Origin of the sequence: Jiangella aurantiaca (genome assembly GCF_004349105.1) — a bacterium.
GTDB classification, from domain to species: Bacteria; Actinomycetota; Actinomycetes; order Jiangellales; family Jiangellaceae; genus Jiangella; species Jiangella aurantiaca.
The window spans coordinates 149,574-163,315 of sequence record NZ_SMLB01000003.1; the positions used below are offsets into that span (position 1 = coordinate 149,574).

The 13,742-nt window shown below is 71.0% G+C and carries 9 protein-coding genes; 8 read left to right on the top strand and 1 reads right to left on the bottom strand.

Features of this window, described 5'->3' with window-relative positions; genetic code table 11:
• The first annotated feature begins 66 nt into the window (after positions 1–66).
• Together E1262_RS03200 and E1262_RS03205 are read left to right on the top strand one after the other, a co-directional pair.
• On the top strand, positions 67–1,887 hold the full coding sequence (locus tag E1262_RS03200) for an MBL fold metallo-hydrolase (RefSeq protein WP_132101593.1): 1,821 nt from the start codon (positions 67–69) through the stop codon (positions 1,885–1,887).
• A 24-nt stretch (positions 1,888–1,911) separates the two neighbouring features.
• The gene (locus tag E1262_RS03205; protein WP_203453491.1) at positions 1,912–2,952 is read left to right on the top strand and encodes a LacI family DNA-binding transcriptional regulator; all 1,041 of its coding nucleotides are present in this window, start codon (positions 1,912–1,914) and stop codon (positions 2,950–2,952) included.
• A gap of 315 nt (positions 2,953–3,267) precedes the next feature.
• On the opposite strand, the gene E1262_RS03210 is transcribed toward E1262_RS03205, so the two are convergent.
• A complete protein-coding gene (locus E1262_RS03210; protein WP_132101594.1) occupies positions 3,268–5,835 on the bottom strand; it encodes a glycoside hydrolase family 38 N-terminal domain-containing protein in 2,568 nt (855 codons plus the stop codon).
• A gap of 260 nt (positions 5,836–6,095) precedes the next feature.
• On the opposite strand from E1262_RS03210, the gene E1262_RS03215 reads away from it, so the two are divergent.
• The 6 genes from E1262_RS03215 to E1262_RS03240 all read left to right on the top strand — a co-directional run bounded on the left by E1262_RS03215 (position 6,096) and on the right by E1262_RS03240 (position 13,738).
• Entirely contained in the window at positions 6,096–7,475 is a 1,380-nt protein-coding gene (locus tag E1262_RS03215; RefSeq protein WP_162605749.1) for an ABC transporter substrate-binding protein, read from the top strand.
• On the top strand, positions 7,465–8,433 hold the full coding sequence (locus E1262_RS03220) for a carbohydrate ABC transporter permease (protein WP_132101596.1): 969 nt from the start codon (positions 7,465–7,467) through the stop codon (positions 8,431–8,433). The genes E1262_RS03215 and E1262_RS03220 overlap by 11 nt, the downstream gene beginning before the upstream one ends.
• On the top strand, positions 8,430–9,338 hold the full coding sequence (locus E1262_RS03225; protein WP_203453492.1) for a carbohydrate ABC transporter permease: 909 nt from the start codon (positions 8,430–8,432) through the stop codon (positions 9,336–9,338). Before E1262_RS03220 ends, E1262_RS03225 begins: the two co-directional genes overlap by 4 nt.
• A 77-nt stretch (positions 9,339–9,415) precedes the next feature.
• Positions 9,416–10,441, top strand: a complete 1,026-nt coding sequence (locus tag E1262_RS03230; protein ID WP_132101597.1) for an ROK family protein — start codon at positions 9,416–9,418, stop codon at positions 10,439–10,441.
• Positions 10,434–11,030, top strand: a complete 597-nt coding sequence (locus E1262_RS03235; protein ID WP_132101598.1) for a D-sedoheptulose-7-phosphate isomerase — start codon at positions 10,434–10,436, stop codon at positions 11,028–11,030. The genes E1262_RS03230 and E1262_RS03235 overlap by 8 nt, the downstream gene beginning before the upstream one ends.
• Positions 11,027–13,738, top strand: a complete 2,712-nt coding sequence (locus E1262_RS03240; RefSeq protein WP_203453493.1) for an alpha-mannosidase — start codon at positions 11,027–11,029, stop codon at positions 13,736–13,738. The genes E1262_RS03235 and E1262_RS03240 overlap by 4 nt, the downstream gene beginning before the upstream one ends.
• Positions 13,739–13,742: the final 4 nt, after the last annotated feature.

The following is a 13,742-nucleotide window of genomic DNA, read 5'->3' on the forward strand; positions in this document are numbered from 1 at the left end:
GGGACGAGGGAGCACCCGCTCGGCCAGCTCAGGAAGCACCACTATGGGAACGATACCATCGGGGTCATGTCGTGGAGTGAGATCGCGCCCGGGGTGTTCCGCGTCCGGGACACCTGCAACGTGTATGTCGTCCGATCGCCGAACGGGCGCGATGGCATCGCCATCGACTTCGGCTCCGGCGCCGTGCTCGACCACCTCGCCGACATGGGCATCGACCGGCTCACCGACGTCCTCATGACGCACCACCATCGTGACCAGGCTCAGGGCCTGCCGCGCGCCGTCGCCGCCGGCATCGCCGTCCACGTGCCGCCGGTCGAGCAGGACCTGTTCGCCGACGTCGACGACATGTGGTCGTCGCGTCCGATCGTCAACGACTACAACCTCCGGCAGGACAAGTTCTCGATCCTCGCGCCGGTGCCGGTCGCCGGCGTCGTGCCCGAGTACCGCACCGCCACGTACGGCGGCATCGACGTCCGCGTGCTGCCGACGCCCGGGCACACGACCGGCTCGGTGACGTACGTCGCCGGGGGCATCGCGTTCACCGGCGACCTCATCTACGCCCCGGGCAAGGTGTGGTCGCTGGCGGCCACCCAGTGGTCGTACACCGAGAACGAAGGCCCGGCCATGACGGTGCTCAGCTGCTACCAGTTGCTCGAGGAGCCGCTGGAGCTGTTGCTGCCGTCGCACGGCGAGCCGATGGACGACCCGCACGGCGCGCTGAGCCTGCTGGCGCAGCGGATGCAGCGTTACGTCGACGCTCGCCGGCCGCAGCCGTGGGACCTGCGGACCTGGCTCGACGATCCGTTCATGCCACTCACCCCGCATCTGCTGCTCAACCGCACGAGCAACTCCTGTTCATACGTCTTGCTGTCGGAGACGGGGAACGCGCTGGTCATCGACTACGGCTACGACGTCTCGACCGGGCTGCCGTCGGGCACCGACCGCGCGTCGCGGCGGCCCTGGCTGGCGTCGCTGCGGGCGCTCCGCCGTCAGTACGGCGTCGACCGCGTGGAGGTGGCGCTGGCGACGCACTACCACGACGACCACGTGGCCGGGATGCCGTTGCTGCGCGACGTCGAGGGCACGCAGGTCTGGGCGCCGTCGACGGTGACGCCGATCCTCGAGCACCCGGAGCGCTACGACCTGCCGTGCCTCTGGTACGACCCGATCCCGGTCGATCGGTCGCTGCCCGTCGGCGAGTCCTTCCGCTGGCACGAGTACGAGATCACCGTGCACGACCTCCCCGGGCACACCCTGTACCACGCCGGCTTCGAGTTCGAGGTCGACGGCGTGCGCGTGCTGGCCACCGGCGACCAGGAGGAGCACCTCGGCGTGCCGGGCGGCCGCCGCGAGGTGCTCAACTACCAGTACCGCAACCTGTTCCGCATCGGCGACTACCAGCGCAGCGCCCAGTTGTATCGCCGGGTCGCGCCCGGGCTCATGGTGAGCGGGCACTGGGAGCCGCGCTGGGTCGACCAGGAGTACCTCGACCTGCTGACGAAACTGGGCGACGAACTGGTCGAGCTGCACCAGGACCTGCTGCCGCTCGAGACGGTCGACTTCGGGGCCGGCGGCGTCGCCGCGGCCATCACGCCGTACCGCAGCACGGTTCCGGCAGGCGGCACGCAACGGCTCGACGTGACCGTGCGAAACCCGCTGCCGGAGAAGGCCGAGGTCACCGTGCGGATGGCGATCCCGATAGGCTGGGCGTCGGCACCGGCCGAGCAGGTGCTCACGCTGGCGGCCGGCGAAGAGGCGACCGCCACTTTCGACGTCACGGCCGGCAGCACGCCGCGCCGCCGTACGCCGGTCGCGGCCGACGTGACGGCCGGTGAGCTGCGGCTCGGCCAGTACGTCGAGGCGTTCGTCGACGTCGTGGAGCCGTGACGAGGGGGTGGCGGAGTGGGGCGAGTGCCCAACGGTGACGGTAGGGCCGCGCCCGAGCTGACCCGCCGGGCCACCATCAAGGACGTCGCCGTCGCCGCGGGCGTCTCCCGCTCGACGGCGTCGCGAGCGCTCACCGGCCGCGGCTACGTCGCCACCGACGTGCGGGAACGGGTGCTGGCCGCCGCCGAGGACCTGCGCTACGTGCCCGACGCCACCGCTCGCTACCTCAAGCAGCAGGTCAGCCTGTCCATCGGCGTGCTCGTCTCCGACCTGCGCAACTCCTTCTACGCCCGCCTCGCCGCCGGCGTAGGCCAGGCCGCGCGCACCCAGGGCTACAGCCTGGTGCTGGCCGAGGACGGCGGCTCGGCCGAGGCGCAGGTGGAGGCCGCCGAGACGTTCGTCGCCACCCGCGTCGCCGGCGTCGTCGTCACACCGGTCTCCGCCGACGTCACCACCTACCTGTCCCGGCACCGCATCCCTGTGATCGAGGTCGACCGCCAGTTCGCGGCCGGCGCCTGCGACGCCGTCGTTGTCGACAACCAGACCGCGTCGCAGCAGGTCATCGAGGATCTCATCGGGTTCGGGCACCGGCGCATCGCGCTGTTCATCGACGAGACCACGTGGACCACCGGCCGCGAGCGGCACGCCGGCTACCAGGCCGCGCTGGCCGCCGCCGGCATCCCGCTCGACCCCGACCTCGTCGTCTCCTCCGGCTGGGACGTCGACGCCGCGCGGGCCGCGGCCAGGGCGCTGCTCCGGTCGGACGAGCGGCCGACCGCCGTGTTCGCCGCCAACAATGTCCTCGCCGAGGGCGTGTGGCGGGCGGCGAACGACCTCGCGCTGCGTATCCCCGACGACGTCAGCCTCGTCTCCTTCGACGACGCGCCCTGGATGAGCTTGGTCACGCCCGGCCTCACCGCCGTCGCCCAGGACGAGGCCGCCCTAGGTGCGGCCGCTGTCCGCCGGCTGCTCGAGCGCATCGCCGAGCCGGAGGCCGCCCCGGTGACGGTCATGATGACGACCCGCATCGTCCACCGGCAGTCCACCCGTGCCGTCACGCCCTGATCTCGCGAGCCGTGATCGTCGTCTCTTCGACCCGATCCGGGGGTCCTTGCTCACCTGTGGTTCGCCGCGGTGGGTGACGACGATCGGGGCGTCGCGGGTGAGGGGTGGAACAGGCCCACGGCTGTCAACACTGAGATGTGCCCAGGCTCGCCCCGTCCCCCTGACAGCTGCCCGTCGTGGCAAGAGAATGGGGCAGCAGGGGGACGGCGAACGCCCCGACCCGGCCAACGGATCGGATCGGGAACCTCATCGACGATTGCTGGCGTCAGGGCACCAGTGATCGCCGATGATCAAGGTCCGGGGTGGCGAAGCTGATCAGACCGACCGACGCAGCCAGACGTCCGCGACGGCGTGTGGCGTGAGCTCGAGCTCCAGACCGCCCTCGGTGCCGAGCGGCTGCCAGGTGCCGGCGGGCGCGGTGGCCTCGACCACGCCGGCCGCCGCCCAGCTCAGCCGCGCCCGCACCGGCGCGGCCGACAGCGACCGCAGCCGGGCCAGGACCACGCCGTCGGCGTCGGCCGGCCGGAGGTCGACCAGCACGTCCTCGCCCGGAGACACCACCAGCCCGGCCGCACCAGACGGCGCGACGTGGCCGGCGTACTGCCGGGAGACCAGCGGGTGCAGCAGATCGTCGCCGAAGCGGCGGACGGCCGCCGCGTCGTGCGAGCGGGCCGCGAACCGGTAGCGGAACGTCTGCGTCCCACCTTGGGCGGCGCGGAAGTTGGTGAAGTGCAGGTTGTTCATCAGCCAGCTGTTCACGTGCCCGGCCGGCGCGTCGAGCGAGCGAGCCCACTTCCCGGTCTGGAAGCCGCCGAACTGCGCCAGCGGCGCGTCGTACGAGCCCCACAGCACGGCGCTCCCGGTACCCGACACGCCGGCGGCGTGCTGAATCGCGTACCAGTCCTTGCTGGTGTCGGAGAGCTGCTCGTGCTCGGCGACGAACGCCGCGCCGGCCGTCTCGACCAGGAAGCGCGGGTCGGCGACGGCGAACGGGAACGTGACGAACAGGCTCTCCGGGGCGAGGGTCTCGGCCTTGGCGACGGTCACGTCAAGGTCGATCAGGTCGAACGACGGGTACAGCCGCAGCGTCGTGCTCACGTTGACGCCGGCGACACTGCCGGACCACGTCAGCGCGGTGAACGAGGTGCCCCGCATGACGCGCACCGGTGCGCTCGACGTCGCTGCCGCCCGGTCGAACTCGGGGCCGGGGAAGTCCGGATGGAAGTCGCGCGGCCGGACCAGGAACGGGTGTTCTGAGTCGGCCGGAATCATCTCGGCGACCAACGCACCCAGCGGGAACGCGCTGCCGGCGTCGACCAGGTCGGCGCCGGTGCGCCGGTCGACGAGGCTCACGACACCGCCGCGCCCGGGATCGACGGTGACGGCGTACTCGGGCGTCTCGACGGTGCCAGCGGTGTCGTCGCTCACGGGTTCGGCCGGCAGCTCCACAGTCGTGACCCCGAACGGCTCCACCGTGGCCGTCACCACGGTCGTCCGCTGCCCGGCCAGCTCGACCAGGACGGGTTCGGTGCGACGCCGGGCGGTCGGGTTCATCACCACGATCGACGGCCCGCCGAGGCAAGTGCGGTCGGTGCCGAGCCCGGTCCGGTGCATCGCGGAGCCCGCCACGTCGCCAGAACCGCTGGCCAGCAGCCGGAACAGGCCTTCGGTGGCCACGTGCCGGGCGATGTCGTAGGCGCCGTAGGCGAATCCCGCTTTGGCGTTCCAGTGCGACGCCGTGTAGACGCTGTCCGGGCGCGAGAAGCTCTCCCACGAGCCCCAGGTGTGCTCGCCGAACAGCCAGAGCTGCTCGTCGACGAAGGCGAGGTCGTCGGTCAGCTCGGCCCGCGACCGCAGCCGCACCGGGCCGCGCGAGTGACCGAGGACGGACGCGAGGTCGACCGCGCCGTCGCCGCGCAGGTCGGACAGCGCGTGCAGCACCTCACCGGTCAGCTGGTGCGTCCGCGCCTGCCGGTACACCGCCAGCTCGCGGGCGGTCGAGCCGTGGCCGTGCGACCACCAGTCGGCCCACTCGCCCCGCACCACCGGCAGCTCCACCGACGCGGCCACCCGCTCGAGACGGTCCAGCGCATCGTCCATGGTGGCCAGCCGCATCGGGCGGTCGGGATGCAGCTCGTTCCACTGCGCCATCAGCGGCAGGAACTCCAGCGTCGGCCACCGGTTGTCGTTGGCGGCGTGCACGACGGCCACGTCGAACGGGTAGTCGTCGCGTTCGTCCAGCTCGTCGACGAGGGCCGCGATGCGCTTCGCCGCCAGCCGGACGTCGCCGTCGATGATCCCCCATTCCTCGCCGATGCCGTAGTGGGTGCTGAGCAGCACGAACACGCGCGAGCCGTCCGGGCCCTCCCACCAGAACCCGCTGGGCTGCGGGAACGGCGGGCGGCCGTGGTCGGGGTTGAGCGCCATCACCAGGCGGCTCACGCCGTGCCGGCGCATGGCCGGGACGCTGCCCCAGGAGAGCCCGTTGACGTCGCCGTGCTGCTCGGTGCGCACCGGGATCCCGGCCTCGGCCAGCGGTGCGAGCGCCTCGTACATGCGCTCCAGCTCGCGCTCCCCCGGCAGCTGGGTCAGGTTGAGGTAGCCGGCCGTGACGGCGACGCGGCCGTCGAGAACCAGCCGTCGCAGCCGGTCGACGTCGGCGCGGCCGGCGCGGCGGACGAACTCGATGACCGGGCGGCTGATCTCGAACGTCCACCGCAGCGCGGCGTCGCCGTCACCCTCGGTCCGGTCGCACAGGTCGAGGACATGCCTGACGATGTCGCGGTGCTGGCGGTCGATGAGCCGCGGGCTGTCGGTGTAGCCGACGTCGTGGTGGGTGTGCGGGACGAGCAGGATCTCGCGTACGCGCGAACCAGCGGGCACGATGACACTCCGTTGTGGGAACGATCTCGGCACACCGAGCCAAGCACGGCCTTCGACGGGCCGTCAAGGCTGTACGCCCTGACCTGGCTATTCGGCAGAATGCCGGGTAGAAAGCGGTTTCCAGCACGTCGTAGCGGGTTGACGGTGCCGAGGAGAGCTTGTCATGATGCGGGCGGATGATGGGATCGATCCCACTCCATCTCCGTCGCACCGAGCGAGCGCGCGGCGAAGTGATCCGACCGACAAGAGGGAGCGCAACGATGCGGAGACCCATGGTGCTACCGGCCATCATGGCCGGCGCGGCCACACTCACCCTCACCGCCTGCGGGGGAGTCGGTGGCGGCGACGATTCGGACGGCGGCGGCGACTCGCAGTCCGGCGACCTGTCTGCCGACCCGAGCGGTTCGATCACCACCATCGGTTTCGCGCTTCCAGACGAAATCGCCACGGTCCGCGTCGACACGTTCCGGGAGATGTACCCGGACGTCGAGGTCAACATCAACGAGGGCGGCTTCGACGAGCAGCAGTTCCTGACGTCGGTCTCCAGCGGCGACCCGACCGAGCTGGTCTACATCCCCGGCGACCAGGTGGGCGCGTTCGCCGCCCGCGGCGCCATCCAGCCGCTCGACGAGTGCATCGAGCAGCGTGACATCGACCTCGGCCAGTACCGGCCGAACGTCCTCGATCTGGTCCAGTACGACGACTCCACCTACGCGATCCCGGAGTTCTACAACACCCCGGTCCTCATCGTGAACAACACCGTCCTGGCCCAGGCCGGATTGTCCGCCGCGGACATCGACATCTCCGACCAGGAGAGCCTGCTGGCCGCGGCCCAGGCGCTCACCGTCCGCAACGGCAGCACCTACGAGCGCATCGGCATCCACCTCCGGCTGCCCGACCTCACCCCGTTCTACGGCGTGGTCGACGGCAACCCGTGGGTCGCGGCCGCCGACGACTTCCGGCTCGACGACCCCGCCACCGTCGCCACCATGGAGCGGCTGAAGGCGGTCCAGGACGCTCAGGGCGGCCACACGGCGCTCAAGGACTTCGAGAACACCTGGGACCTGTTCGGTGAGGGCAACCCGTTCGCGCAGAACCAGGTCGGCGCCATGGTGATCGAGCAGTGGTACGTGAACGTGCTGGCCAACACGTCGCCGGACGTCGACATCACCGTGCTGCCCATCACGAACGCCGACGGCGACACCGTCACCTGGGCGACCTCCAACGCCTGGGCCATTCCGAAGGACGCCGACAACGCCGCCACGTCCTGCGAGTTCATGAAGATCATGACCGCGCCTGACACGTGGGCGGCCGCGGCCGAGGAGCGGATCCGGCTGCGCGAGGCCGAGGGCAAGGCGTTCACCGGCATCTACACCGCCAACGAGGCGGCCGATGACAAGGTCTTCGGGGAGCTGTACACGCCGGGCACCGGCGAGAACCAGAAGTGGGACGACGCCGTCCAGTCCGTCCTCGAGGCCCAGGCCGACGCCTGGGTGGTGCCGGCGAACCCCGTCGGCGCCCAGTTCAAGGCCGCCTGGCTGGAGGCCACGAACCGCATCCTCGCCGGTACCCAGGACGCTCCGAGCGCCCTGGCCGAGGCCCAGGACAAGGTCGAGCAGGCGCTCGCCGATGTCGGCTGACGTCTCCACCGCGCCGGTGGCGCCTCCGCTGTCCCGGGGGCGCCGCTGGCGCGCGGCCTGGCGCCGGCCGGAGACCCGCTGGGCGTACCTGTTCCTGCTGCCGTGGATCCTCGGGTTCCTGATCTTCACGGCCGGGCCGATGCTCGCGAGCCTGGTGCTGTCGTTCACCGACTACGACGTCATCAACCCGGCGTCGTACGTCGGCGGCGAGAACTACCAGCGCATGGTCGAGGACCCGCAGGTGCGGACGGCGCTGTTCAACACACTGCTCTACACCGTGATCCACGTGCCGCTGTCCATCGCGATCGCGCTGGCGCTGGCGGTGCTGCTCAACCAGATCGGCGGACGGTTCGCCGGCTTCTTCCGCACCGTCTTCTACATGCCCGCCATGACGCCGACCGTGGCCGTCGGCGTCCTGTTCCTGCTGCTGCTCAACGGGCAGAACGGGCTGGTCAACGCCGCTCTCGGGCTGTTCGGCGTCGACGGTCCGGCGTGGACGACGGATCCGGCGTGGGTGCGCTGGGGCATCATCATCATGAGCCTCTGGACGATCGGCGGGACCATCGTCATCCTGTTCGCCGCGTTGAAGAACGTTCCGATGGACCTCTACGAGGCCGCGCGCATCGACGGCGCCGGCGCCTGGCGGCAGTTCCGCGAGGTCACCGTCCCGATGATCTCCGGCTCGCTGTTCTTCGTGACCATCGTGAACACGATCGCCTCGCTGCAGATGTTCACCGAGGTCTACACGATGTTCTACGGCAACGCGCAGAGCCAGCTGCAGGCGTCTGACAGCGCGCTGTTCTACGTCATCTACCTGTTCCGGCAGGGCTTCCAGTTCCTCGAGATGGGCTACGCGTCGGCGCTGGCCTGGGGCCTGTTCGTCATCGTGTTGATCGTCACGCTGGTGCAGGTGAAGCTCGGCGACCGGTTCGTCTACTACGAGGGGGACGACCGATGACCATGGTCCAGGTGGAGCCCACGCGGCCGGCTGGCGGCGACCAGCGCCGGCGCCCGCCGTCCGGTACGTCCCCGGCCCGCCGGGTGATCCGGACGGGGTTCATCGTCACGGCCGTCGCGCTGGTGGCGGCGACGTTCACCTACCCGTTCCTGTGGCTGGTCAGCGCCTCGCTGAAGCCGCGGTACCAGGTGTTCGACAACCTGCTGATCCCGCGAGAGGTGCAGCCGCAGAACTACACGAGCCTGCTCGACGCCGTCCCGTTCCTCACCTGGTTCGGCAACAGTCTGATCGTCGGCATCATGGCCGCGCTGACGGTGACGCTGAGCAGCGCACTCGTCGCGTTCGGCTTCGCGTACTTCCGCTTCCCCGGGCGGAACGTGCTGTTCCTGCTGGTGCTGGGCACGATGATGCTGCCGGCGGCCGTCACGCTGATCCCGACGTTCCTCATCTGGCAGGAGCTCGGGCTGTCGCAGACCCAGGTGCCGCTGTGGGCGCAGAACGTGTTCGCGTCGGCGTTCTACGTGTTCCTGATGCGGCAGTTCTTCCTCAGCCTGCCGCGCGACACCTTCGAGGCGGCGCGGGTCGACGGCTGCGGCTACTTCGGGTTGTTCTGGCGCATCGCGATGCCGTTGTGCAAGCCGGCGCTCATCGTGGTGTTCATCTTCGAGTTCCGGGCCAGCTGGACCGACCTGATCCGGCCGCTGATCTATCTCCAGGACGAGGCGCTCTTCACGATCCCGCGGGGACTGAAGGCGATCCTGGATGCGTTCGGACAGGGCGGGGAGCAGCAATGGGAGATCGTCGCCGCCGCGTCGGTGCTGGCCACCGTCCCGCTGATCATTCTGTTCTTCTGCGCCCAGCGGTACTTCGTGGAGGGGATCGCCACGCAGGGGCGCAAGGGGTGAGCATCGGAGGTGAGAGCTCCGGGGGCCCTCCGGACGGGGGAGACATGGTCCAGCACGGGACAGGAAGAGCAGGGCGGATGAACGACACGGCACAGCACCAGGGTGGACGCGCGGTACCACCCGCACCCGGCGACGGCGGTGGACCTGCGGCCGCCGTGCTGTCCCTGGACATCGGCGGCACGAAGCTGGCCGTCGGCGTCGTGACGCCGGACGGCGCGGTGCACGGCTTGCTCGTCGAGCCGACGCGGCGCTGGGAGGGCCCGGACGCCGTGATCCGCCGGCTCTTCGACCTGGGCCACCGTGCGGTCGCTGCGGCCGGGCTGGACCGGCCGATCGACGCGGTCGGGATCTCCTGCGGCGGGCCGCTCGACAGCAGCACCGGCGTGCTCATCTCGCCGCCGCACCTGCCGGGCTGGCTCGACGTCCCGCTGGGCGGGCTGACTCGCCAGGAGTTCGGGGTGCCGGCGTACCTGGAGAACGACGCGACGGCGGCCGCGCTCGGCGAGCACCGGTTCGGCGCCGCCCGCGGCGTGAGCACGATGATCTATCTGACCATCTCGACCGGGGTCGGCGGCGGCGCGGTCATCGACGGCCGGCTGCACCGGGGTGCGGCCGGCAACGGCGGCGAGCTGGGCCACCTGATGGTGCGCCCGGGCGGCCGGCTGTGCTCGTGCGGGCGCCGCGGCTGCCTCGAGGCGTACGTGTCCGGCACGAACATCGCCGAGCGCGCGGCCGAGGGACTGCGCGCCGGGGCCTCCTCGTCGCTGCGCGACGCCGACCCGCTGACGGCGGCCGACATCGCGGAGGCGGCCCGGGCCGGCGACGCGTTCGCCCGGGAGATCTGGGCCGAGACCACCGACGTGCTGGGCCAGGCGCTGACCGATCTGGTGAACGTGTTCGAGCCTGAGCTGGTGGTACTGGGAGGCGGCGTCACCCGGGCCGGCGCGATGCTGCTGGACCCCGTTGCCGAGGCGGTGGCGCGCGACGCGATGCCGCCGGCGGCCAAGGCGGCCCGCGTGATCCTGGCCGGCCTCGGCGACGTCGTCTGCGTCGTCGGCGCCGGCGTGGTCGCGCTGGACGCACTGGAGGTGGAGCATGACTGATCGAATCGAGCAGCAGCTGGGTGACCATGTCGCCGTCGCCGAGGCGATGCGGGAACTTGTACCACTGGTACGAGAAGTCGGTAGCCTGATCTGTGATGCGTTCGCATCGGGCGGCGTGCTGTACACGTTCGGCAACGGTGGCAGCGCCGCCGACGCCCAGCATTTCACCGGGGAGTTGATCGGGCACTACAAGCGCGACCGCCGGCCGTTGCCCGCGGTGACGCTCACCACCGACCCGACCGTCATGACCTGCATCGCCAACGACTACTCATACGACGACGTGTTCGCCCGGCAGGTGACCGCGCTGGCCCGGCCGGGAGACGTCGTGGCGGCGTTCACCACCAGCGGTAAGTCGCCCAACGTCCTCGCCGGGCTGGCGGCGGCCCGCGCCAAGGGCGCCACCACCGTCCTGTTCGGTGGCGGCGACGGCGGACCGGCCAAGGCGCACGCCGACCACGCGCTGCTGGCGCCGTCGACACAGACTCCGCGCATCCAGGAGATGCACACCCTGTCCCTGCACCTGATCAGCGAGATCGCCGACGACTGGGCGGCCACGACCGAGAACACACCGGAGGAACCGACCGCATGAGTGCCGACGCGTACCGGCCTCTGGCCATGCGGCAGCGCACGCTGCACATGGTCGGCAACTCGCACCTCGATCCCGTCTGGCTGTGGCCCTGGCAGGAGGGCTACCAGGAGGCCCGGGCCACGTTCTGGTCCGCGATCCACCGCATGGACGAGTACCCCGACTTCGTCTTCACCTGCGACCAGGTGGTGCTGCTGTCGTGGGTCGAGGAGCAGGACCCGGAGCTGTTCGAGCAGATCCGCAAGCGGGTAGCCGAGGGCCGGTGGGTGATGACCGGCGGCTGGTGGGTCGAGCCCGACTGCAACATGCCCGGCGGCGAGTCATTCGTCCGCCAGGGGCTGTACGGCCAGCGTTACCTGCACGAACGGTTCGGCGTGATCGCGACCGTCGGCATGAACGTCGACCCGTTCGGCCACAACGCGATGCTCCCCGCCGTCCTGCGCGGGCAGCGGATGGACTCCTACACGTTCCTGCGCCCCGGCCCGCACGAGAGCGACCTCGACGGGACGGCGTTCTGGTGGGAGGCGCCCGACGGCAGCCGGGTGCTGGCGTACCGCATCCCGTTCGAGTACTGCAGCCCGCCCGGCGACGTCGCGCACCAGACGGAGAAGTCGCTGGGCCAGCTGGACCGCTCGCTCGGCGACGTCATGATCTTCTACGGCGTCGGCAACCACGGCGGCGGCCCGACCAAGGCGAACATCGAGTCCATCTACCGTCATGACCAGCGGGGTTCGTACGGAAGGATGATCATGTCCTCGCCGCGGCGCTACTTCGACGAGCTGATCGCCAAGATCGATTCGGACGGCCTGACGGGCTCCTCTGGGCTCCCCGTCTGGCGCGACGACCTGCAGCACCACGCGTCCGGCTGCTACTCGTCGCACTCCGGCATCAAGCAGTGGGTGCGACGGACGCAGGCGGCGCTGTTGTCGGCGGAGCGGTGGGCCGCCATCGGCTCCATCACGCACGACGACGACTACCCGCGCGACGAGCTCGGGCACGCCTGGAAGCAGCTGCTGTTCAACCAGTTCCACGACATCCTGCCGGGCTCGGCCATCGAGCACGCCTACGACGACGCCCGCGACCAGCTCGGCGAGGCCGTCGCGATCGCGAAGCGGATCATCACCCGCGTGCACAACCGCATCGCCCGCGACGTCGCGATCCCGTTCCAGGACGGCACCCAGCCGGTGCTGGTGTTCAACCCGCACCCGTGGGCCGTCACGGCCGACGTCGAGCTGCAGTACGGCGTGCAGCCCGCCGGCGTCCACGTCGTCGACGCCGACGGTGAGCTGGTGCCGTCGCAGCCGATCCAGTCGGTGGCGACCACGAACGACAAGGGCCGGGGCGCCGTCGTGTTCCGGGCCGAGCTGCCGCCGCTGGGCTACCGGCTGTATCGGCTGCTGCCCGGGGTGGCGCCGGCCGGCCTGTCGTGGAGCGGGGACGCTGCGCCCGGGTCGCTGTCGGCGTCGGACACGGTGCTCGAGAACGACCTGCTGCGCGCCGAGTTCGACCCGGCGACGGGCTGGCTGTCCAGCCTGCTCGACAAGCGCACCGGCGTCGACCTCGTCGCCGGCGCCGTCGGCGAGCACACGCAGGTCAGCGAGGACCCCACCGACACGTGGGGGCACGGCGTCGTGTCGTACGCATGGCCGGGCGAGGCGATGAAGACCACCCGGCTCGTCCTGCGCGAGAGCGGCCCGGAGCGGGCCCGGCTGCGGGTCGAGCGCTCGTGGGGCCGGTCCACCCTGACCGAGGAGTTCATCCTCCGGCAGGGCGCCGACGAGCTCGAGGTTCGGGTGACCATCGACTGGCGCGAGCAGGCGCACCTGCTGAAGCTGCGGTTCCCGGTGGCGCTGGCCGACCCCGAGGCGACCTACGAGATCCCGTTCGGCACGCTTCGGCGGCCGGTGGACGGTGCCGAGGAGCCCGGGCAGTCGTGGGTCGACCTCAGTGCGTCCGGTGCCGGGCTGGCGGTCGTCAACAACGCCAAGCACGGGTACGACGTCTCTCCGGAGTACGGTGGCGCCTCGCCGTCGATAGGCATCACGGCCGTGCGCAGCCCGGTGTACTCCTGGCACGACCCGCGGCTACTCGACCCGGACGGCTTCTACGCGTTCCAGGACCAGGGCGTGCAGCGGTTCAGCTACCTGCTGGTGCCGCACGCCGGCGACTGGCGTGCGGCCGGCCTGACCCGGCGCGCAGCCGAGCTGGGATCATTGCCGCGGGCGATGCTGGAGAGCTTCCACGACGGTCCGCTGCCGGCGTCGGCCGGCTACGTCGTCGACGGCGGTGGCCAGGTGATGATCACCGCGGTCAAGGGCGGCGAGGACGGCGACGCCTCCGCGCCGGACCTGATCGTCCGCGCGGTGGAGACGACGGGTGCCGCGGCGCCGGGTGTGCGGCTGGCGCTGCCGCTCGTGGACCGGATCGTCGAGGCCGATTTCGGGCCGCACCATATCCGGACCTTCCGCGTGCCGCGCGATCTCGAGCAGCCGATCGTGGAGGTCGACCTGCTGGAGTGGCCGGTCGACGGCGACCTGCCCGGTCAGCCCGTCGTGGCCGGGGAGGTCCTGAGCGATGGCGGCGGCGACGGCGAGCATGGCGACGGTGGGCTCGGCTCGGCCGAGCCGAGCGAGGGCGCGTTCACGCCGGCCGAACGGCTTCCGGTCGGCGACGGTCCGCAGCACGAGAACGGCTCCGCGGGTGGATTCTGAGGCG

Excerpts from the sequence above, each read along its gene's own strand:
- E1262_RS03200 (WP_132101593.1), top strand. The coding sequence starts at position 67 with ATGTCGTGGAGTGAGATCGCGCCCGGGGTGTTCCGCGTCCGGGACACC.
- E1262_RS03215 (WP_162605749.1), top strand. The coding sequence starts at position 6,096 with ATGCGGAGACCCATGGTGCTACCGGCCATCATGGCCGGCGCGGCCACA.
- E1262_RS03220 (WP_132101596.1), top strand. The coding sequence starts at position 7,465 with ATGTCGGCTGACGTCTCCACCGCGCCGGTGGCGCCTCCGCTGTCCCGG.
- E1262_RS03225 (WP_203453492.1), top strand. The coding sequence starts at position 8,430 with ATGACCATGGTCCAGGTGGAGCCCACGCGGCCGGCTGGCGGCGACCAG.
- E1262_RS03230 (WP_132101597.1), top strand. The coding sequence starts at position 9,416 with ATGAACGACACGGCACAGCACCAGGGTGGACGCGCGGTACCACCCGCA.
- E1262_RS03235 (WP_132101598.1), top strand. The coding sequence starts at position 10,434 with ATGACTGATCGAATCGAGCAGCAGCTGGGTGACCATGTCGCCGTCGCC.
- E1262_RS03240 (WP_203453493.1), top strand. The coding sequence starts at position 11,027 with ATGAGTGCCGACGCGTACCGGCCTCTGGCCATGCGGCAGCGCACGCTG.